This is a genomic window from uncultured Cyclobacterium sp., from assembly GCF_963976465.1.
In the GTDB taxonomy this organism is placed as follows: Bacteria; Bacteroidota; Bacteroidia; order Cytophagales; family Cyclobacteriaceae; genus Cyclobacterium.
The window spans coordinates 1-20,250 of sequence record NZ_CAXBOC010000025.1; the positions used below are offsets into that span (position 1 = coordinate 1).

15 protein-coding genes and 1 pseudogene are annotated in these 20,250 nt (G+C 38.9%); all 16 read left to right on the top strand.

Features of this window, described 5'->3' with window-relative positions; all coding sequences use genetic code 11:
- Window positions 1-584 (top strand): DUF4255 domain-containing protein (locus tag AAC037_RS02670; protein WP_339901444.1); only part of this gene is annotated, 584 nt, incomplete at its 5' end.
- Window positions 585-586: 2 nt separating this feature from the next.
- Window positions 587-1,444 (top strand): hypothetical protein, encoded by an 858-nt coding sequence (locus tag AAC037_RS02675; RefSeq protein WP_339901445.1) that lies wholly within the window; start codon window positions 587-589, stop codon window positions 1,442-1,444.
- Window positions 1,445-1,455: 11 nt separating this feature from the next.
- Window positions 1,456-3,429: a phage tail sheath C-terminal domain-containing protein gene (locus AAC037_RS02680; protein WP_339901447.1), complete on the top strand. Its 1,974-nt coding sequence runs from the start codon at window positions 1,456-1,458 to the stop codon at window positions 3,427-3,429.
- Window positions 3,430-3,462: 33 nt separating this feature from the next.
- Entirely contained in the window at window positions 3,463-3,891 is a 429-nt protein-coding gene (locus AAC037_RS02685; protein ID WP_303612179.1) for a phage tail protein, read from the top strand.
- A 2-nt stretch (window positions 3,892-3,893) separates the two neighbouring features.
- On the top strand, window positions 3,894-4,334 hold the full coding sequence (locus AAC037_RS02690; protein ID WP_303612180.1) for a phage tail protein: 441 nt from the start codon (window positions 3,894-3,896) through the stop codon (window positions 4,332-4,334).
- A complete protein-coding gene (locus tag AAC037_RS02695; RefSeq protein ID WP_339901449.1) occupies window positions 4,334-4,483 on the top strand; it encodes a DUF5908 family protein in 150 nt (49 codons plus the stop codon). The genes AAC037_RS02690 and AAC037_RS02695 overlap by 1 nt, the downstream gene beginning before the upstream one ends.
- 5 nt (window positions 4,484-4,488) lie before the next feature.
- Window positions 4,489-5,181, top strand: a complete 693-nt coding sequence (locus AAC037_RS02700) for a LysM peptidoglycan-binding domain-containing protein (RefSeq protein ID WP_339901451.1) — start codon at window positions 4,489-4,491, stop codon at window positions 5,179-5,181.
- A 15-nt stretch (window positions 5,182-5,196) separates the two neighbouring features.
- Window positions 5,197-6,918, top strand: a complete 1,722-nt coding sequence (gene vgrG, locus AAC037_RS02705; protein WP_339901452.1) for a type VI secretion system tip protein VgrG — start codon at window positions 5,197-5,199, stop codon at window positions 6,916-6,918.
- Between the two features lie 7 nt (window positions 6,919-6,925).
- A complete protein-coding gene (locus tag AAC037_RS02710) occupies window positions 6,926-7,219 on the top strand; it encodes a PAAR domain-containing protein (RefSeq protein ID WP_303612184.1) in 294 nt (97 codons plus the stop codon).
- 13 nt (window positions 7,220-7,232) lie between these two features.
- Window positions 7,233-7,643 carry a GPW/gp25 family protein gene (locus tag AAC037_RS02715; protein ID WP_339901454.1) on the top strand — a complete coding sequence of 137 codons (411 nt, stop codon included), beginning with the start codon at window positions 7,233-7,235 and terminating at the stop codon, window positions 7,641-7,643.
- 5 nt (window positions 7,644-7,648) lie between these two features.
- A complete protein-coding gene (locus AAC037_RS02720; RefSeq protein ID WP_339901455.1) occupies window positions 7,649-10,840 on the top strand; it encodes a baseplate J/gp47 family protein in 3,192 nt (1,063 codons plus the stop codon).
- A gap of 3 nt (window positions 10,841-10,843) precedes the next feature.
- Window positions 10,844-13,528 carry a hypothetical protein gene (locus AAC037_RS02725; protein WP_339901456.1) on the top strand — a complete coding sequence of 895 codons (2,685 nt, stop codon included), beginning with the start codon at window positions 10,844-10,846 and terminating at the stop codon, window positions 13,526-13,528.
- Between the two features lie 11 nt (window positions 13,529-13,539).
- On the top strand, window positions 13,540-16,176 hold the full coding sequence (locus AAC037_RS02730) for a hypothetical protein (RefSeq protein WP_339901457.1): 2,637 nt from the start codon (window positions 13,540-13,542) through the stop codon (window positions 16,174-16,176).
- A gap of 263 nt (window positions 16,177-16,439) precedes the next feature.
- Window positions 16,440-17,918 (top strand): contractile injection system tape measure protein, encoded by a 1,479-nt coding sequence (locus AAC037_RS02735; protein WP_339901459.1) that lies wholly within the window; start codon window positions 16,440-16,442, stop codon window positions 17,916-17,918.
- 11 nt (window positions 17,919-17,929) lie between these two features.
- Window positions 17,930-19,771, top strand: coding sequence for a DUF4157 domain-containing protein (locus AAC037_RS02740; protein WP_339901461.1), 1,842 nt, complete (start codon window positions 17,930-17,932; stop codon window positions 19,769-19,771).
- Window positions 19,772-19,835: 64 nt separating this feature from the next.
- Window positions 19,836-20,250: pseudogene (locus tag AAC037_RS02745) on the top strand (hypothetical protein); the annotation flags it as partial.

Consider the following 20,250-nt stretch of genomic DNA (forward strand, 5'->3'; position numbering starts at 1 on the left):
TTTTTCAAATATTAAAAGAGCAGATCAACCATTATTTTGAGGGATTAGGGCTGGAGAATTCTGATGTCGTGATAGATAATATCGCCATGGCTGAAGGGACCACCGAAGCGGCAGATGCCATGAGAGATAAGATGGTTTTGACGCTTGTAAATTTACATGAGGAAGGTGCATTAAAAAACTTTCCTAACCAACGATTTAACGATGGAAAAGTGGAGTACAAGAATAGGGTAATCAACCTACATTTATTCCTGCTTTTTTCTGCCAATAGAAATCTTTACAGTAACTCTTTAAGGGATCTATCTGCAGTGATTAAATTTTTTCAAGGAAAGAAAAGATTTAATCAATACAATACAGTATTCAATAGAGAATTGGAAGCAATGGAAAATGTTGGAGATTTCGATTTCTCATTAGAGCTATATACCCCCACCTTTGAAGAGATGAATTTTATCTGGGGAACCTTGGGAGGGAAACAACTGCCTTCAGTTTTATATCAACTCAATATACTTTCTTTAGAACGGGATTTGACACATAGTGAAGGTCCTTTGATAGAAAGTGTGCATACTGAGCTTAAAAAGAAAAACTGACCATGATAGCTGCTCAATATAAGAAATTGTTTTTGCTAAAGGTATATCATTCCTACTACCTCAATAGTGGAGAGGTGGCTTTTGAGGATTTAGAAGAAGATGACAGACAGACCAATCTAAGAAAATACAATTGGCAGGATTTCTTAAGGATAACTCCCACCCAAGCTACCTTAAAAAACTTCAAGAGATTTCAGTTGCTCTATAGATTTACCAACGAAGGGATAATCGTTTTTTCTCGGGTGATGGAAGAAAATGTTCAAGAAAGCTTTATCAGTATAGAACAGGATTTGGTATTGTCTTTTCTTATTTCTTATAAGGATCCTTATTTTGAAAACTATACGGCCATGGATCCCTTGTCGAATGGGAAAATTCTACTGTCAAATTTTATTCCTGAGCATTTTCAGGAGGTAGATTTTGAATTAATGCCTACAGAAAGTGAGAATACTGTATTTTCAGAGGCCTTTGTAGTTCCCAGAGAAAGTGTTGATACTTATTTTGCTGAAGGGGTTAATCCTAACGAAGGCAATCAAGCAAAAGGTCTCCTTTTGGTAAGTATGCAAGGGGAAAATGGGAACTTGAATGTCACGAATGTAAATGGTACCCTAAAAGTTAATCCAACAGTTTTCAAGATTAATTTTGACAATAGAAGTACTTATTGGACCTACCACCAGCAAGCAAATAACAGCAGTGTAACCACCAACTCCCCAAAGCCACTGTCTAAAAACGGTTTCGTTCAGATCCAATCGGATTCAGATTTTGATGAACCCAATGATGATTTGAGTGAATTACAATTTCCCAACCCAAGTGTTGAGCGTATCAGGATAGATGAAAACAATTATTATTCAGAAATTTATATTTAACAGGTTGAACCATGGCAGCAAATTATAGAACCCCAGGTGTATACATTGAGGAAATATCGAAATTTCCCCCATCCGTAGCCCAAGTAGAAACCGCAATTCCGGCTTTTATAGGTTACACAGAAAAAGCTAGAGAAAAGGAGGCTGACACAAGTGAGACATTGTACTTGGAGCCTAAACGAATTGTTTCATTGCTGGAATATGAGACATATTTTGGTGGACCGGAGCCGGAGATGGGACTTAAGGTTCAGGTAACGGAAGAGGCCGGAGAGAAATCAATTTTGGTGGAGGCTCCATATCCCGAGGACAAATCGCCTTTTCTAATGTACTATGCGATGCAGGCTTATTTTGCCAATGGCGGAGGTCCTTGTTACATAATTTCAGTAGGGATATATGATGATGCGGATCCGGTTACCCCTGTAACCATGGCAGCTTTAAATACAGGTTTACAGGAATTGGAAAAGGAAGATGAGCCAACTTTGATTTTATTTCCTGACGCTACCTCGCTTCCTGAGGCTGCAGAATTTTATGCCATTTACAACAATGCCATGGCTTTGTGTAGGAAAATGAGAGATAGGTTTACTATCATCGACACTTACACCAATACTATGGAAACAGAGATTTCTTTGGAGTCAGGGGTGAGAGAATTAATAACTTCTGATATTGAAGAAAAGAAATATGGGGCTGTTTATTTTCCTTACTTAGAGACCATTTTAAATTACAGCTATGACCCGGAACAAACCGAGGTTTCACACCTAATAACAGACGCTTCTCCGGTTTCTGATATCTTAGAAGAAGTGGATGATATCCTGGTAGAGGCAGAGGGGATCATGACAGACTTACCTACAGAAGTATCCGGATTAACTGCTGCAGATTCCACCATTCAAGGAGGTACCGATGAGGATGCAGTGACCAATAAAAGTACGGTTGTTGATCCATTGAGTGCAATTGTAGATGCATTGAACGAATTTGTAGGTCTTATGGCTGAGATTGTAGAAGATACCAATAATGTAGCGGCTATGGCTCAAGAGCAAGACGAATCACTTGCCACCGCAGCTACTGAAGCGGCTGATGCCCTAAATGCCGAACTCGAAGAAGCCGGAGATGTTCCTTCCTTTATTGCCACACTTCAGGGGCATCTGGATATTTTAAATCAAGACATTGACGGAACAGCAGTTAAGCAGGCATCAGGAGATGCAAATACAGCGCTTACCGGTACTGATGTTAGTGCCTTGCTCCAATCAGTATTAGATTTAATAGATCCTGCTATTTTGGACGCAATGTTAGATATTGAGGAGCTGGATATGGAATCAGAAGGTGCACTTAATGGACTGGCACTTAGTGAGGTTGAAGCCATAGACAGTGCTACTTACAATAAGATTAAAGCAGAAATAAATAAAGTTAAGGTGATCTTACCGCCTTCCGCCCTAATAGCAGGGATCTACGCCAAAGTGGATTCAAATATTGGGGTATGGAAAGCTCCTGCCAATATTTCCTTAAATTATGTGGTCAAGCCTACTGTAAAAATTACCAATGATATGCAGGATAGGTTGAATGTAGACACCATTGCGGGAAAGTCAATAAATGCTATTCGCTCATTCACGGGTAAAGGAACCCTAGTTTGGGGAGCCAGAACCCTCGCCGGAAATGACAATGAATGGCGTTTTGTTTCAGTGACAAGGTTTTTCAATATGGTGGAGGAATCTGTGAAAAATGCCACCCAGCAATTCGTGTTTGACCCTAACGATGCCAACACTTGGGTCAAAGTTCGGGCCATGATTGAGAACTTTCTAATCCTTCAGTGGAGGGCAGGCGCATTGGCCGGGGCCAAGCCTGAGCAAGCTTTTTACGTCCGGGTTGGGTTGGGTCAAACCATGACGGCTATGGATGTTTTAGAAGGAAAAATGATTGTAGAGATAGGCATGGCGGTTGTCCGCCCTGCAGAATTTATCATTTTGAAATTTTCACACAAAATGCAGGAATCCTGATTTCTTGTTTTAACCCTTTAAATGTAAAAAATCATGAGTTATCCATTATCGAAGTTTCATTTCTCCGTTGATTGGGGAGGAACAATAATAGGTTTTACGGAAGTTTCTGGTCTTGATGTGGAAACGGAAGTCATTGAATACAGGCATGGCGCTAGCCCGGAATACAGTAAAATAAAGATGCCGGGACTTCAAAAATACAGCAATATTACCCTGAAAAGCGGGACTTTTGCAGGGGATAATGAGTTTTATGAATGGTGGAATACGGTCAGCTTGAATCAGATAGAGCGCAGAGACATCACCATAAAACTTCTGAACGAAGAGCATGAACCTGTGGTGACATGGAAAGTAAAAAATGCCTGGCCTACCAAGATTCAATCCACCGATTTAAAAGCAGATGGCAATGAAGTAGCCATCCAAACCATGGAATTGGTGCATGAAGGTCTTAGCATACAAAATGAATAACTATGGCTGATACTTATCCCTATGTAAGCTTTCATTTTAAAGTCTCTATTGCGGGATTGGAGGATACAGAAGATACTTATTTTCAATCTGTCTCAGGGTTGGATGTGAGTATGGATACAGAGGAATATGCAGAAGGTGGGGAAAACAGGTTCAAGCACAAACTACCTGTAAAAACCAAATACTCCAATTTGATTTTAAAAAAAGGCCTGGCAGGTTCAACGGGGCTGACTGACTGGTTCAAAGAGTCCATGGAGAATTTCAATTTTGAGACCAAGACCATTACCATAGATTTATTAAATGAGAAACATGAACCCTTAGTTACATGGAATGTGGTCAATGCCTTTCCCGTTAAACTGGCCATTGAACCTTTCAATTCAATGGAGAGCAAAATGGCCATCGAAAGCATGGAATTTTCTTACCAATACTTTACAAGAATCAACTAATGGCAATAAATATTAAAGAAATGCATATCAAATTTCATGTGGAAGAAGCAGGGAAGGCGAAAAAAGGTGCAAGTGTGGACAAAGAAAAAGTAGTAGCTGAATGTGTGGAACAGGTGATGGAAATCCTTAAATTTAAAAAAGAAAGGTAATTGTCATGAGTGAAGGGAAATTAGAGAAGCTAAAATTGATCGCCTATAGCGATCCTGAATTCAGTGATAAAGTAGCCGATGGAGAGTTTACAACCTTGCTAAATCCTGAAAAATATGCTTATCAGTACAAGATTGAGCAGAATGAGGATCAGGCCCCCGGAACCAGTGCTGCTCCCATCAAATTTAGTAAAAAGCTACCTGAAGAACTCGATTTAGAATTTCTATTTGATAGGACTGGAATAGTCAAAGGGAAAGAAAAAGCTGAAGATGGCATTATCGATGATATTGAACATTTCAAGAAGGTAGTCCTTGACTACAATGGTGAAGAACATAAGCCAAATTATGTAATGATATCCTGGGGTAGTCTTTTATTTAAGGGCAGCTTGGTGGAAATGACGGTGGAATTCAAGCTATTTAGGCCAGATGGTACACCTTTAAGGGCAGTAGCCAAGGCAAAGTTTAAAGGTTTTGTTGAGGATGATCTAAGGGTAGCAAAAGAGAACCGAAGTTCTCCGGATTTAACCCATTATAGAATTGTCAAAGCTGGGGATAATTTGCCCTTGATGGCACAAAGGATTTATGGAGATCCAAAGTATTATTTAGAAGTGGCGAGGGTAAATAAACTGGTTAATTTCAGGAACCTAAGCCCCGGCCAAGCCATTTATTTCCCTCCCATTGACAAGCAAGGTTCTGCATAAAATTATAAGATAAAGATGATAAATACCGGAAGTATAGTTTCCTTGACTGTTATGGTTTCCCAAAATGAATTGCCTGATACTATTCAGGTAATGAATGTTTCAACTCACCGAGAATTGAATAGAATTCCAATGGCCAAAATAGTGGTTTTAGATGGGGATCCGGCCAAAAGTGATTTTCCTATTAGTAACGAATCGACCCTGTTACCCGGCAATGAAATTGAGGTATTAGCGGGTTATGATGGTGAAGTGGTAACCATATTTAAAGGGATTATAATCAATCACAAAATAAAGATTAGAAGCCAAGGTGCTATATTGGAAATTGACTGTAAGGATCAGGTATTTAAAATGGCCAAAAACCGCAAATCGGGCTATTTCTACGATTCCAAAGACAGTGATTTGATGGAAGAATTAATCACAAGAAATGGGCTTGAAGCAGCTGTGGAATCTACCAATTATGCCCATCCTGAGATGATCCAATACCAGTGTACCGATTGGGATTTTTTGGTGGCAAGAGCCCAAGCCAATGGTATGGTAGTAAACGTAGAAAATGGAAAGGTTCAAGTTGCTAAACCTGATCCCGGGCAAAGTAGTGTGAGGTCTGTACAGTTTGGAGATAATATTATGGAGTTTGATGCTGAAATGGATGGAAGGAACCAGGTTCCCGGAGTTTCGTCTTTTGGATGGAATCCTACCGACCATGAAATGATAAAAATTGAAGCGACCAACCCGGCCTTTAATCTCAATGGCAACCTTAGTCCCGATGAATTATCGGATTTGATGGGTCTAGATCCTGTGGATCTAAAAAATGGAGGTAAAATTGCTGATGCCCTATTACAGGATTGGGCAGATAGCAAGTGGATGTTTCAGCAGCTTGCCAAAACTAGAGGGAGAGTAAAGATTCAAGGAAATTCTGAGCCCGTTCCGGGTCAGTGTTTATCCCTAAATGGGGTTGGTAACCGGTTTTCCGGAGATGCCTATGTTTCCGGAATTAGGCATCAGATTGCGGATGGAAATTGGACAATGGACGTGCAATTTGGGATGGACCCTGAATGGTTTACAGAGCAATTTTCTATTCATACCCAACCTACTTCGGGGCTATTAGCAGCGGTAAAAGGTTTGCAAGTGGGGATAGTTTCTCAATTGGAAGGTGACCCCGACGGTGAAGACAGAATCATGGTTAAGTTTCCTGTGATCAATGAAGAAGAGCAGGGAGTCTGGTGCAGGTTGAGTTCCTTAGATGCAGGCGATGAAAGAGGTTTTGCTTTTCGACCTGAAATTGGGGATGAGGTAATTGTGGGCTTTATCAATGAAGACCCCAATCAAGGAGTGGTCCTTGGCATGTTAAACAGCAGTAGTCATCCCAGTCATTTGGAGCTTTCGGATGACAACCATCAAAAAGGATATGTTTCCAGGTCTGGAATGAAGGTGATGTTTGATGATGAGTTGAACAAAATGGAAATAGAGACTCCCGCAGGAAAAAAAATTGTGTTGGATGAGGATGAGGATGCCATTACCATTACGGATGATCATGGAAATTCGGTTACCATGAATGGAGAGGGCATAGTGATGGAGAGTGGATCGAATATGACCATCAAGAGTACGGGTGATATTAATTTGGAAGGTGTTAACATAAATATTAAATCTCAAGCCGAATTAAAAGCTGAGGGCAGTGCAGCTGCCACACTTTCCAGTAGTGGTACCACCACTGTTAAAGGTTCATTGATACAAATAAATTGATAATAGTATGGGATTACCTGCAGCAAGAATTACAGATATGCATGTTTGCCCGATGGTTAACCCCGGAGGAGTACCTCATGTTGGAGGACCTATATTACCGCCGGGAGAACCCACCGTATTGATCGGTGGAATGCCTGCGGCAAGGGTAGGGGATATGGCTACTTGTTCTGGTCCGCCGGATAGCATTGTAGCAGGGTCATCTACGGTTTTAATTGGTGGAATGCCGGCAGCCAGAATGGGAGATAGCACCAGCCATGGCGGGTCTATCGTGGCAGGATTGCCCACTGTACTTATAGGTTAAAAAGGATAGGGATATGGAAGATGATTTAGATTTTTTAGGGAAAGGTTGGAGTTTCCCACCAGTTTTTGAAAAAGATTCAGGCTCTGTGAAGATGAGCACAGGCCTAATAGATATACAGGAAAGCCTATGGATCTTATTGTCAACTCGCTTGGGTGAAAGGGTAATGCAGCCTAAATATGGCTGCCAATTGGATGAGTTACAGTTTGAAAATTTAAACCGGACAACCATAACCTATATATCAGAGCTGATTCGGACGGCCATTTTATACCATGAACCAAGAATAGAAGTTGAAAAAATTGAAATTCTTGAAGAAGAATTGGTTACTGGAAAGGTATTGATCAAGTTAAATTATTTGGTCAGAAGTACCAATTCCAGAATGAATATGGTTTATCCTTATTACTTGAATGAAGGAACATCGATATAGTAAATATGCAGCCAGATAACCTGAACATATTAAAAGTCTTGTGGAGGAAAGGCACCTCCCAAGCAATGAGAATAAATCCGGCTTTGGATCCATCAACTTTAAATTTAATGGATCTGGACTTAGGTGACTGGTTGCTCTTTGCCAATAATTTTGCTAGATATATACCTTTTTTTCCGGCCGACACCTCAAAGGTCACCATAGACAATTGGCAACTGTTTTTTGATGATTTACAATTGGAAGAAACCCTGCCTGAAAAAGGTAGTATTGCTTATAATAAGTTGATTCAATCAATTCATAGTAAACTGGAGCTTTTTGAAAAAGAGGGAAACTTAAAGCCCCAGTTAACCTTGCTAATAACTTTTTTGAAGCTTTTAGAAAATTCCAGTCACAGCCTAAATAATATTACGAAAAGGCACTTGGACTTTTATTATAAGAAAGTATTGCGATTCTCTAAATTAGCTCCTGTTCCTGATGCAGCATTTCTTGTAATAGAAAGTGGTAAAGGGGCCAAGCCTATTTTAACCAAAGGGACAACCTTCGATGGAGGTGTGGATGACACCGGGAAAAAACGTACCTATAGCTTGGAATATGATTTTATTCATAATCTTGCCCAAGTAAGTCAAATAAAAAATAGGTACATTGACTCCGGCGGGAAAAAAATTAAAGTGAGTCAGGTTGCTGATTCTCTTGATGGAAGGGGGGAGGCATTTAAAGATGACAACCAAGGATGGTGGCCTTTTGGTCATCCCTTGGCCAATGCAAGTTACCCTGAATTGCAGGATGCTTCATTCGGATTTGGAGTATCGGTCACCTCTTTGTGGTCTTCAGCTGACTCAGATAAGTATTTGAGTTTTTCGTTTACATTTAAAAAGAACCTGCCATTTTCCGGTTCCGCTCATGATATCCACCAACTTTTCTCCGTTGAATATACTGGTGATAAAGGATGGGTTGCACTTTCTCCAAGTGATCACCCGGAAAAAAGCAATTTTAAATCCAGTATATCAGGTAAGCAACTTACAATTGTCCTTTTTGTGGGTAAATCCCTACCTGCAATTGTGGATCAACAAGCGAAAATTCATGGCGGTATCAAAGGTAAAGGAGCTCCATTGATATGGTTTGACATAACTTGCAATTCTACCAAAGCCTTTCAATGGATAAAAGGAATAGGAGAGACACCCCTTCAAAACCTTACCATTCAAACCAGCTATAATAATATCAATACACCAATTATTGAGTCAGATTTAGGTGTCTTAAACCCCGAAAAGCCTTTTCAACCCTTTGGAAGTATTCCTAAAAAAGGGAGCAGTTTCTACGTCAAGTATTCCGAATGGGAAAAGAAAAGCCCTAAAAAAGTCAGCCTAAGTGGAAAATGGGCCAACACACCTGAAGACTTCAAAGACTGGTATTATGGATACAGAGACATTGGGAGTCAATACCTGAGTAAAGACAATTACTTTTCGCAACACTTTGTAGCCAATGCAAGTTTGGCTCAACCCATTAAGTCGTTTTTATTGCAGCCCACAGGTTTTAGGGGCCCTTTATTAGACAATAAAATTATAGTAAATCCGGATCCGAATAACCTTATTGTTAAAGGGAATAATCACTTTAAAGCAAGTCTTTCACTTAAGGAAGATCAAGGATGGGAAACAAAGTTACCGGAAGAAGTTTTGTTTGAAACTGATAGTGAAGGTTTCAAAACCAGTTTTGATATTTTGCCCGAAGGAGGAAACTCCCGATTGGAGCTTAGGGAAGGCATTAAGATAACCTTATTGCAGTCTTTCCTCTCGGAAATGTATCCTAGAATTTATGCCTTGGCAATGTCTAGTGATCAACCTGAAACGCCTATTCCTAATGAACCGTATATCCCTTTATTGGAAAACCTTCAGGTGGAGTACGAAACAGAGGATTTGTTTAATTTAAGCAATTCCGAGGAATCTGATTTACAATTTTTTGTAAGGGATGATTTTGGGTGGTATGAGGAAAGTAAAAGTACAAAAACAGCCTTGGCTCACACACCTGACAATGAATTGTATGCCTTTCCTTTTTCCCCAACGGCAGGTGAAATGTGTATTGGCATTTCAGGCTTGGCTCCTTTGGAGCAACTTTCTTTACTGATTCAGGTATTGGAAGGAAGTGAAAACCCCTCCCTAAATAACCCAGATGATAATGAAGGATTAAAGTGGTCCGTTCTAGCTGGCAATTATTGGCTGGAGCTAGAAAGGGAACATATTGTTTCTGATCAGACAGATAACTTGCTTAAATCAGGCATCATCACTTTTTCCTTACCGGAAGAAGCTTTTTCCTCCCACCAAAGAATGGACAATGCATTGATATGGATAAGGGTAAGTTCGACCAAGGCATATAATGCTACGAGTAGGGTACTGGGAATTTTCGCCCAAGCCATTGAAGTAGTTTTGGTTGACAATGACAATGATTTGAGTCATTTAAAGGAGGGACTGCCTGCCCAAAGCATTACCAAAATGATCGCAAGAAAGGCAGGAATTAAAAGTGTAACCCAACCTTTCAATTCCTTTGGAGGGAAGGCAACAGAAAAAGACAATGAATTTTATATCAGAGCGAGTGAAAGGCTGCGGCACAAAAACAGAGCTGTTTCACTTTGGGATATGGAGCACCTGGTATTGCAAGCCTTCCCTGAGGTATATAAGGTCAAATGTCTCAACCATACCTGTTCAACCTCCTTCTTGTCCCCCGGTCATGTGATGGTTTTGGTTATCCCTGACACCTTGAATAAAAATGTGTATGACATCTTTCAACCAACATTTAGCGCTGCGAAGTTAAATGAAATCACAGGCTTTTTAGAAGAGAAAGCTGCACCAAGACTAGCGATTAAAGTGGTCAATCCACAATATGAGGAGGTAAGAATTAGGCTTCAAGTAACCTTTAACCCGGGAGTAGATAAAGCATTCTTTATGAATGAGTTAGAGGAGGATATTATAAATTACCTTTCACCATGGACAAGTGGAGAAAAACTAGCGATAGATTTTAACAGTCATTTCAATAAAAGTAGCTTGGTATACTTTATTGAAAAATTGAGTTATGTGGATTTTATCCAAGAACCCAGAATATTTAGAAACAATGTAGAGATGGGCAATGATATTCTTCCAAGTAGTCCCAAACATGTATTGGTGGCTGCAAAATCTCATGATATTTCCATTTATGCCCCCCTTAGTAATTGATATATGATGGATCAAAACACATATCGTCCCATTTCAAAAGAAGTTCATTCACAAGATGACCAAGACTTTCATTTTCTAAAGGAAGAAGGAATTAAAGTTATTCAAAGATTGGGCAATAAACTTTGGACGGATTACAATACCCATGATCCTGGTATTACAATATTAGAAATTCTAGCCTATGCCATAACTGATCTGGGCTATAGGCTTTCCCTGCCTGTGAAAGACTTACTGTTGGGAGGGGATAAAACAAACTACCTTAAAAAGCATTTTCATATGGCCCCGGATGTTTTGCCATGCAAGGCATTGACTGAGTTGGATTACCGGATGCTATTTATGGACATTGAAGGTGTCAAAAACAGTTGGATTGAGCCTTATAAGAAAGAAGTTTTTATGGATTGCAAAAACTTAAAAATGGCTTATGAACCTGATATTTGGCAGGGGATTCCGGAGAAGGATAAAAAGTCATTTGAGTTAAAAGGACTGCATAAAATATTGGTAGATGCGGCTGATGAAATTCCATTTGATCAAATAAGAAAAAATGTGATGCGGGCTTACCATCAGAATAGAAACTTATGCGAAGACTTGGTGGAAGTGCTACCTGTGGAGGCGCATCCAATTCAGGTTTGTGCCATTATGGAGTTGAGCCCTGATGCAGATGAAGAGTTGATTGCTGCAACAATTGAATGGAATATTGAACAATATTTCTCACCCAATCTTCATTTTTACTCTTTTGAAAACATGCTGGTTAAAGGGTATTCTGCTGATGAAATTTTGGAGGGGCCCTATTTGAAACACGGCTATTTGGATCCGAAAGAAATACAGGCTGCCAAACTTAGAACTACTATCAGCCAATCTGATATTATCCACTTGATTATGGATATTGAAGGGGTGGAATCCATTAAGGATTTAAGCCTTAATCATTGTGATGAATCCCTTTCAGGTAATGGTTGGGTAATAGAAATTCCGGAGGGTAAAAAACCTGTTTTATGTGATAAAAGTAAGTTTAACTTTTACAAGGGCTTGCTGCCCCTTAATGTTAATCAGGAGGCCGTTTCTAATTATAAAAAAACACTAGGTGACCAATTTAGAGAAGAACAATATGGGATCAAGGAGAAAGGGTTTCCATTACCTGAACCTTATGGTCACTCCCTCGAAGAATATACCAGTATAAGGAATGATTTTCCTGAGGTATATGGTGTAGGTCCACTTGGTATTCCTGAAAGTGCCGAAGGAATGGGGCGTCAGGAAAAAGCCAACCAATTGAAGGCTTACTTGACTTTTTTTGATCAAATTTTGGTCAGTTATTTTAAGCATCTCGGTCAGGTTAAAAACTTATTGTCCGTTTTTGATACCCAAGAAAGGACTTATTTTACTGCCAGCATTGTGGATATTGGAGACCATCAGACATTTTTAGGCGAGTTTTATGATAGTGGAAACTTATACGAAGACTTGATGGCTCCCTTTGATGAGCGAAACAAAAGGAGTCAACAACTCAAAGATCATCTTTTGGCCCGTTTTGGTGAGAAATTTTCTGACTATGCATTTTTAATGAAAAAAATCTACGGCTCAGGAGTAGATGAACAGGTGTTGGAAACCAAGTCTTATTTCCTAAAAGAGTATGGCAATATTAGTGCTGAGCGGGCCACGGCCATGAATTATTTTAGGCAATCCCCAAAAAACTTATGGAATAGCTCCAACGTGTCAGGTTTTGAGAAAAGGGTTGCTTTATTGGTGGGGATAAAGAATTATTTCCGAAAAAACCTTTCCAAGTCTTTTGTTGAAATTTTCCCTACCTCCAACTCAGAAGGGGAGGCTGGTTTTAAATGGAGAATTTATGACCTGAATAATAATATTTTATTAAGCTCCAATAAATTCTACTATGGCAGAACTGCTGCCCATAAGGATATTTACTTGGTGATTCAGCAGGTCAAGGCAGTATCTCTCGAAATGATTAACACTGTCCTTGATCAATTTGAAGATGTTCCGGAGGAAAGTTTCCATTTCGCTTGTTTTCAGGTGAGTATTTCCCCTACCGGTAGATTTTCATTCGGGATATCTGATCCGGATATTATTAATCAGGATAGCCCGGATTTTATTATTGCAAGCCAACAGAAGTTCTTTACTTTTCAAAATTTCAAGAATGCCCTGTTGAGTTTTAAGTCATTTATGGCTGAGCATATGGATGATGAAGGAATGTTTGTGGTCGAAAACATTTTGTTAAGGCCGGATTTTAATGAGGAAGATCTAAATAATCAGCATTTTCTTCCTTTTTGCAAGGATGATTGTGGGCCAGGTAATTGCCTGGACCCATATTCATATAGAGTTACCATCGTATTACCGGGCAATTCTTTTAGGTTTGCTGATAGGGATTTCAGGGATTTTCTCGAGAATATTATCAGGGAAGAATTGCCTGCACACATTTTAGCCAAAATCTGCTGGATAGGAAGGGCCAATACAGGCGATTTAGAACAAGAAGACCAAATGAGTCCCTTCGAACAAGCCTATGAATATTTTCTCTCCGGCCTTACAGTTGGAGATTTCCAATACCACGAAGCATTTATAAAAATATTATCTGAATTGCATTCCATTTACCCAACAGGCACATTGTATAATTGTGAGGATGAAGATGAAAGTAATGCAATGAGGGATACAATAATTTTAGGAAGATCTAATTTAGGAACCATTTAATCCCGTAGGCCATGTCAAATAAACTAAGTTCCGTAACCTACCAATATAGAAATTATAAGGCTGATCAGGTGCTTACGCATACCCAGCTAAATGAGACCATTGCCTATTTTGAAGATCAAAATAGGTTGACGCGGGTGGCACTGACTGGTGTGGGCATCATTCATGGGTTGACCATTTCCAAAGGAGTATCTGAAACCGGGGACGAATTTATAGTCAGCCAAGGTGTGGGGATAACCACTGATGGCGATTTAATTGTCCTTCACAAACAACTGTCGGAAGAGCAACCCAAAGAAAATACAATCTCAATAGACAAACTATCATTTACTCATTTTAGAGTGTTTATTGACGATAAAGCAAAATACTCTCCTTATTTCTATGCAGATGAGGAGCAAATACCCATTTGGGAGTTTTGCAATGAGGAAGATGTTGATGCCCAGCCATTGTCAGCACTGGAAAACTGGGAGGACATGAATGTTTTGGCCTATCTGGAAAGTTATCCAAAAGGGGAGGACATTTGCGGTGATATCAATTGTGACAACCAGGGGATAGAGCAAATTTCTAAATTGCGTTTTTTAATGCTAGAGGATGCTAGCATTCAAGGACTGGTAAACCAAGATGAGATCCTATCTAAGGATTTAGCAAATAAGGAACTCTTTGGAGAATTGGCACCAATTCATTTGATGAAGGTGGTTCACAATGGGGAAAATTCAACAGATTTATCACAAATTGATAAACTTTATCGGGAAGCCTTAGAAAATGGTAACACTATAGAAGAATTGGGTAAAGGACTTCAGGCAATTGTTGAAGGCTTTGGGTCAATCCTAGAACCAGCTGAAGATACAATAAACTTAATCGAAATATATAATGAAAGAATCGAAGCGCTTTTTAATAATCCCTCAGAGGATTATAACTTCTTTCAATACCGATACCAATTGGCCAAAGACCTTATCGGTACTTTTAATGAGTTAGTAAAGGAAATAAAAGAATTCGATTTTTGGCCCAATCCAAAAATTACCCCATTTCCCAAGCATCTTCAATTAGGGAAATTGGATGGAACAGGTTTTCGCCATGATTTTTATAAATCTCCTGCATTGGGCAGTTTTGAACAGAGAAAAATTGAAATCAATTCTTTAATCAAAAAGGTGATAGCACTTTTAAGATCTTTCGAAATAAAAACAGATCAAGGCTTGAGGATTATACCGAATGGTAAGCGAAAACACAATGCCATTTTCCCTTCGATCCCATTTTACTATGTCAACAATGAGGAATTAATTAGTAATTGGGGTTCGGCTTCCGAGCTCATTAGCTTTTATTACGGAATGGGAAACAATCCATTGTTACTAGAGTTTGATGGTGTTGACAGCTATTTGATTGGTGGACATTTGGGCACAGAAGGGGAGAACACCTTTCAAGCCATTAATTCGATGATAAGTCAGTTTGGGTTGGAATTCAAAGTCTATCATTTTGATCTTTCAGTAAATCAGAAAGAGCTTAAAAAGCTTCTTAAAGATCACCCATCTTGTACTACTTCTGGAGGGGTTCCAAAAGCAGGTACTTATATCTTGCTGAGTCAAGATAACAAAGTTTTTGCTGACCTTTCATTATCTTACCGTGTAGTGGATGAAAGCGGACTGATTGGGGCCGGCCACATCAAGGTTGCAAGTTGTAGTTATCCTTGGATTAGTTCTTTAAAATACCTCAATAATTTGTCTAGAAGTATAAAAGGATCTGTAAGGAGGTTTGGTATTCAGCCCAAAAGTTATCGCTTGGCGGTCAACAGCTACACCATCAATGAAACCCCCATAATCACAGGGGCAGTAACTCTTGAAATACCCTTTGAACAGATATATAAAAGGAGAATGCATGCCATTACTGAAGCCTTGAATGAAAGGTTTCCTAAAGGATTGGTGTTTGATTTTGATGAATCTTTAAAACGGTTTGTTATCACTCGTCCATTTGATGATGAATTCAAGGTGAGTTTTTCGGACAATACCTTAAGTATAAACTCCCCTTCCTATACCTATACTCAAGATGGCATGGTGAAATCGGATAGGACCTATAGAATTGATTCAATCCGTTGTGAAGAATTAAAAAAATATAGAGAAAGCACCTATGTGCAATTGCAAAACGAATTTGCACCAATAGAAAAAGATGATGATTATGGTGCCTTTACCGGCAAATGGAAACAATGGTATGATTTGATTGATGATTTGATGACAGATTCTAGATTTACCGGAGAAAATAATCCTAGAATTCCAGAAAGTATAGAAGATCTTCCCAATTCTGTTTCCAGAATTATCAGTAGAGTGCAGCGAAGCCTGGAGGCTTCACAAATCCCTCATGATCTTTACCTAACAGGTGATTGGGTAAATGGAAGTTGGGCTAGCATTGAAATGATCAATGAATATAAAAATTCTACCAATACAAACGATACCATTTTTAGGTTTTTAAACTTGAGGAGTAGTCTTCACAAAAAAGACCAAGCATCAAAAGCCTCCCTTGTGGTGGTCTTAGCTAGAGAGATAGATAGGGAAAGAATGATCACAACCCTTAGTCCTTTCACTGAGTTGGTAGATGTTTATATTGAGGTTCCAGCTGTAAGAAACCAACCACGTACCATTGATACCATTACTAAGCTTAAACTCTAATACATGAAAAAGGACCAATCATACAAATTCCGGATGATGATTGGTCCTCTATGGGCTTCTTTCCTATTCCACAAACTTTAATCTCTAGTCTAGTAGTATAAGCGACTCAAAAGTGATGTAAACAACACGTAACGAACGCAAACTTCTAAACATTTTGACTTAATCGACTGCTTCCTATTCCATACTTATTGCCAGTAAAATCAACTTTGTCTTGCGACTTAGCGAGTAGAAATATAATAAATAAATTGAAATAAAAAAAATATATGAAGGAAATCGACAACCATTTTATTGAAAAAATTTCTGTCGATATATATTCCAAATCAGTGGAGAATGCCAAGTCTATAGAAAAAAATATAGACACTTTTATTGAGGACTATATCATTCCCTCTGTTACCAAATATCTTGATGAATTGGAGAAGGAGTTGCATTATGCTTCCATACAGATTCCTGAGATAAGTATCTCTTTGGAACTTATGGAAGAGGATTTTTCAGACCCTAATTTTGTTCAGCAAGCATTTATTAACCAATTTAAAAGAGCAATATCAAAAGCAATTTCAACGACAGCCATAAATGACTTTAAAGGAAGAGAAAAGAAAGGTGCACTTGTTCCAAGTAATTGGGCTCAGGATTCTTTTTCAAAAGAAGGTAGTGAAGCAAGCTTAGCTTTAAATTCAGTTGAAAATACTTTGAAGTCGTGGATCTATTTTTTAGAAAATGGAAACCTTCCTTGGTGGTATTCTATTAGGCAAGCAAGAGAATATTTCACTTGGGAAAAAATTAGCACTTTATTAAGTAAATATATAGATAGGGAAGGATTGCTTAAAAAGTTTCAACAAGCATCATTTCTGGAAAGGGTATTGAGTCAATATGCAAATGATGATATCAAGGAATTAATATGGATGATGATTGAGAATAGTGCCCTGATAAATAAATCACAATATGATCAAATAATAGAACAATTGAGGAATGACCAAAAAGTTATTTTCTTTAGGTGTATTATAGGTTTAAGCTTGAGAAAAGTATTGAATGTTAGAAAGGATATAATATTTCAAGTCTACCATTCTAAAGTCGCCACCTCGGAAAGGAAAATAGTAGAGAAAATCTTCAGAGAAGTCATAAAATTTGATGATATTAAAGGGAGAAATAAAGTTCTTCCTTTGGTGTATGAATTTTTAGATGGAAATAAGGGATTCGCTGATGAATTACCGGACATGAAAAAGGAAAGGGAGATAATTTCCGAGGATTCTTTAGAGACCTATTATATAAACAATGCAGGTCTTATTTTACTACATCCCTTTTTGAAGGCATTTTTTAAAGATTGCCAATTGATGGATGAAAATGAAAAAATAGTTGATGCAGATTTGGCAGTTCACGCCCTGCATTTCCTATCTACTAAGGAGGAGAAAGCATTCGATTTTGAATTTGTTTTAGAAAAATACCTGATAGGCCTAAGTCAGAACATAACTATAGCAAGAGAGGTGGAAATCTCCAATGAAATTAAAGAAAAGACGGATAAACTCTTGGGAGCTTTGAAAGAAAATTGGACAAGGTTGGGCAGTACAGGCTTGGATACGATTAGAAACGAGTTTATTAATAGAAACGGTAAATTGGTGATTGAAGGGCATTCCAATCACTTATTTGTGGAGAGAAAAGCCCAAGATGTTTTACTGGACAGTATTCCATGGAATATTTCCTTGGTAAAACTGCCTTGGCAAAAAAGACATTTGTTTGTAAACTGGTAACAAACATTCTTATGAAAAGACATGGTTTTAGAAAGTCATCCGTAGGTTTGATGAATCCTGCATTTCAAAGCAAAGAAGGCAATGGATTTTTTCGTCGACAACCGGATAGAAAAGAAGCTTTAATTCCAAAAGCTGCCAATGATCATTTTTTTGATCCCCTCCTACAAAGAGCCACTGAAGAAAATGAATCAGCAGATCCGGTACAGAGTAAGGAAGATGCTGAAGATAAGGTAAGCATGAAAGAAAATGCTGAGGAAGAAATAAAAAAACAAGCGATTTCGGAAGAAGAACCGGTACAGAAGGCAGAAGAGGAAGAAGCTGTTCAATCCAAAATAGAAGATAGTTTGCAAAAAGTAGAAGAAGAGGAACAGGTAAGTGCTTCAAGTGAAGAAGAAGAGGCCGTTCAACAAATGTCTGAAGAGGAGGAAGCTGTTCAGTCCAAAACGGAAGAGGAGGAACCTCTCCAAGCAAAAAACGAGGAAGAAGGCATTCAAGCCAAGGATGATGGATCAAAGGAAATTAAAAGAGGCCAAAGTCAGGCCGATAGCATAGAAAGTACACTTTTTCAAGAAAAGGGTAAAGGCATGGCCCTAGCGCCTGATGTCAAACAAAAGATGGAGAATAGTTTTGATTCTGATTTTAGTAAGGTTAGAATTCACACGGGTCAAAAAGCACAAATGATGTGGAAAAAAATTCATGCCAAAGCCTTTACCCATGGATATGACTTGTTTTTTGGTCAGGGACAATACCAACCGGAAACCAAAGCAGGAAAACACTTATTGGCGCATGAGCTTACGCATACCCTACAGCAGAAAGGAAAAACCAAAAAAACTGTACAACCCAAATTAAATGATGGGCATGATTTTCATCCAACAAGTAGGTTTTCCACCATTGAACTACTTGAAGATATATATGACAATTATGCAGTCTTGAAAATAGGCTCTAGTGGAAAAGAGGTGATGTTATTGCAACATGCATTAATTGGTTTAGATTATCGATTACCTAAATATGGTGCAGATGGATCTTTCGGTGGGGAAACTAGTAGAGCTGTAAAAGCTTTTCAAGCAGATATGGGATTGACCGTAGATGGAATTGTTGGTAGGCATACGATTAGATACCTAGACAAACTTGACAGGAGAGTGGATGTTGCCGATCCTGAACTACTGGTTACCATTGATACTAAAATCAACTTAAATAATGTAATAGCGCAAGCCGGAGCGATTCCTTCAAATACCTTAAGCCCCGTTGATTTGGGGAGGGTATTTCCTGAAAATATTGAGGTTAGATTAAAATTATTAGATGATGGGGTGAAGTGGCAGCCTATAATTACCGGATTAACAGGTCATTATTCTGTTCAAACACGTTTGCTTCCGGGAATGAAGGAAGTCACAGGGCCGGGAGGAAACACCAGCGAAGATAATTATTGCGATCAGATCAAGGATTTAAACAGTAAGGCGCTTTCTTATGTAGATTGGTATATGGAGGATGCTATTTTAGCCCACGAAAGAGTTCATGCCTCCAAAATGCGTGAGGCTTTGATTTCGCCTATCGTATTGAAACCTTTAGAAAAGTCGATAACTGATTTGGCTTTTCCAAAAAGTAACTTGGCCTTCAATGAAAAGGTGGCTGAAGTGATGCTAAGGATGGATAAAAGGTTTGAAGACGCAGTTTTTGAAGCAGAAATAGCCTGGATAGAACAGTTTATTAGTGTTATAAAGGCTGACCATGGAGACCCGAAAGGTTCCGGTCCAGCATATAAAGAAGGGAAAAAAATTGTAATGCCGATGATTAATAAAATCCGAAAACATGCCAAAGCAAACAATTGGTCTTCATGTCCTCATGGCAGTTCTTAAGATGAAAAGGGTTTCGAATAGTTTTTGAAATGTAGTCAAAAAATGAATTGATGCAAGCAATTGTATGAGCCACTTTAGTTCCAAATCTAAAACCAGCAGAGGTCATGCCTCACAAAACCAGCCTGATCAATTTTTTCAGGCCAAATTAACGGTTGGACAGCCAGGTGATCAGTATGAGCAAGAAGCTGATGCCATGGCAGACAAGGTGGTGCAAGAAAAAGCTCAAGATGATACCATTCAAGCTCAAGCAGAGAATAAAATTCAGGCGCAGTCAATTGCAGAAAGGGTGACACCTTTGGTTCAGAGAAGGTCAGATGATCAAAAGGTCCAGGCCAATGGGGATGAGGAAGAACAACTTTCTATGGAAGCTGAAGAGGGTGAAAGTGAGGAAGCTGTCCAAATGAAGCAACAAGCATCGGCTGATCCTCCAGTTGGTTTTGAACAGCAACTTAATCAAAATTCCGGGGGGGAAGCGATGG

Excerpts from the sequence above, each read along its gene's own strand:
- AAC037_RS02675 (WP_339901445.1), top strand. The coding sequence starts at position 587 with ATGATAGCTGCTCAATATAAGAAATTGTTTTTGCTAAAGGTATATCAT.
- AAC037_RS02680 (WP_339901447.1), top strand. The coding sequence starts at position 1,456 with ATGGCAGCAAATTATAGAACCCCAGGTGTATACATTGAGGAAATATCG.
- AAC037_RS02685 (WP_303612179.1), top strand. The coding sequence starts at position 3,463 with ATGAGTTATCCATTATCGAAGTTTCATTTCTCCGTTGATTGGGGAGGA.
- AAC037_RS02690 (WP_303612180.1), top strand. The coding sequence starts at position 3,894 with ATGGCTGATACTTATCCCTATGTAAGCTTTCATTTTAAAGTCTCTATT.
- AAC037_RS02695 (WP_339901449.1), top strand. The coding sequence starts at position 4,334 with ATGGCAATAAATATTAAAGAAATGCATATCAAATTTCATGTGGAAGAA.
- AAC037_RS02700 (WP_339901451.1), top strand. The coding sequence starts at position 4,489 with ATGAGTGAAGGGAAATTAGAGAAGCTAAAATTGATCGCCTATAGCGAT.
- vgrG (WP_339901452.1), top strand. The coding sequence starts at position 5,197 with ATGATAAATACCGGAAGTATAGTTTCCTTGACTGTTATGGTTTCCCAA.
- AAC037_RS02710 (WP_303612184.1), top strand. The coding sequence starts at position 6,926 with ATGGGATTACCTGCAGCAAGAATTACAGATATGCATGTTTGCCCGATG.
- AAC037_RS02715 (WP_339901454.1), top strand. The coding sequence starts at position 7,233 with ATGGAAGATGATTTAGATTTTTTAGGGAAAGGTTGGAGTTTCCCACCA.
- AAC037_RS02720 (WP_339901455.1), top strand. The coding sequence starts at position 7,649 with ATGCAGCCAGATAACCTGAACATATTAAAAGTCTTGTGGAGGAAAGGC.
- AAC037_RS02725 (WP_339901456.1), top strand. The coding sequence starts at position 10,844 with ATGATGGATCAAAACACATATCGTCCCATTTCAAAAGAAGTTCATTCA.
- AAC037_RS02730 (WP_339901457.1), top strand. The coding sequence starts at position 13,540 with ATGTCAAATAAACTAAGTTCCGTAACCTACCAATATAGAAATTATAAG.
- AAC037_RS02735 (WP_339901459.1), top strand. The coding sequence starts at position 16,440 with ATGAAGGAAATCGACAACCATTTTATTGAAAAAATTTCTGTCGATATA.
- AAC037_RS02740 (WP_339901461.1), top strand. The coding sequence starts at position 17,930 with ATGAAAAGACATGGTTTTAGAAAGTCATCCGTAGGTTTGATGAATCCT.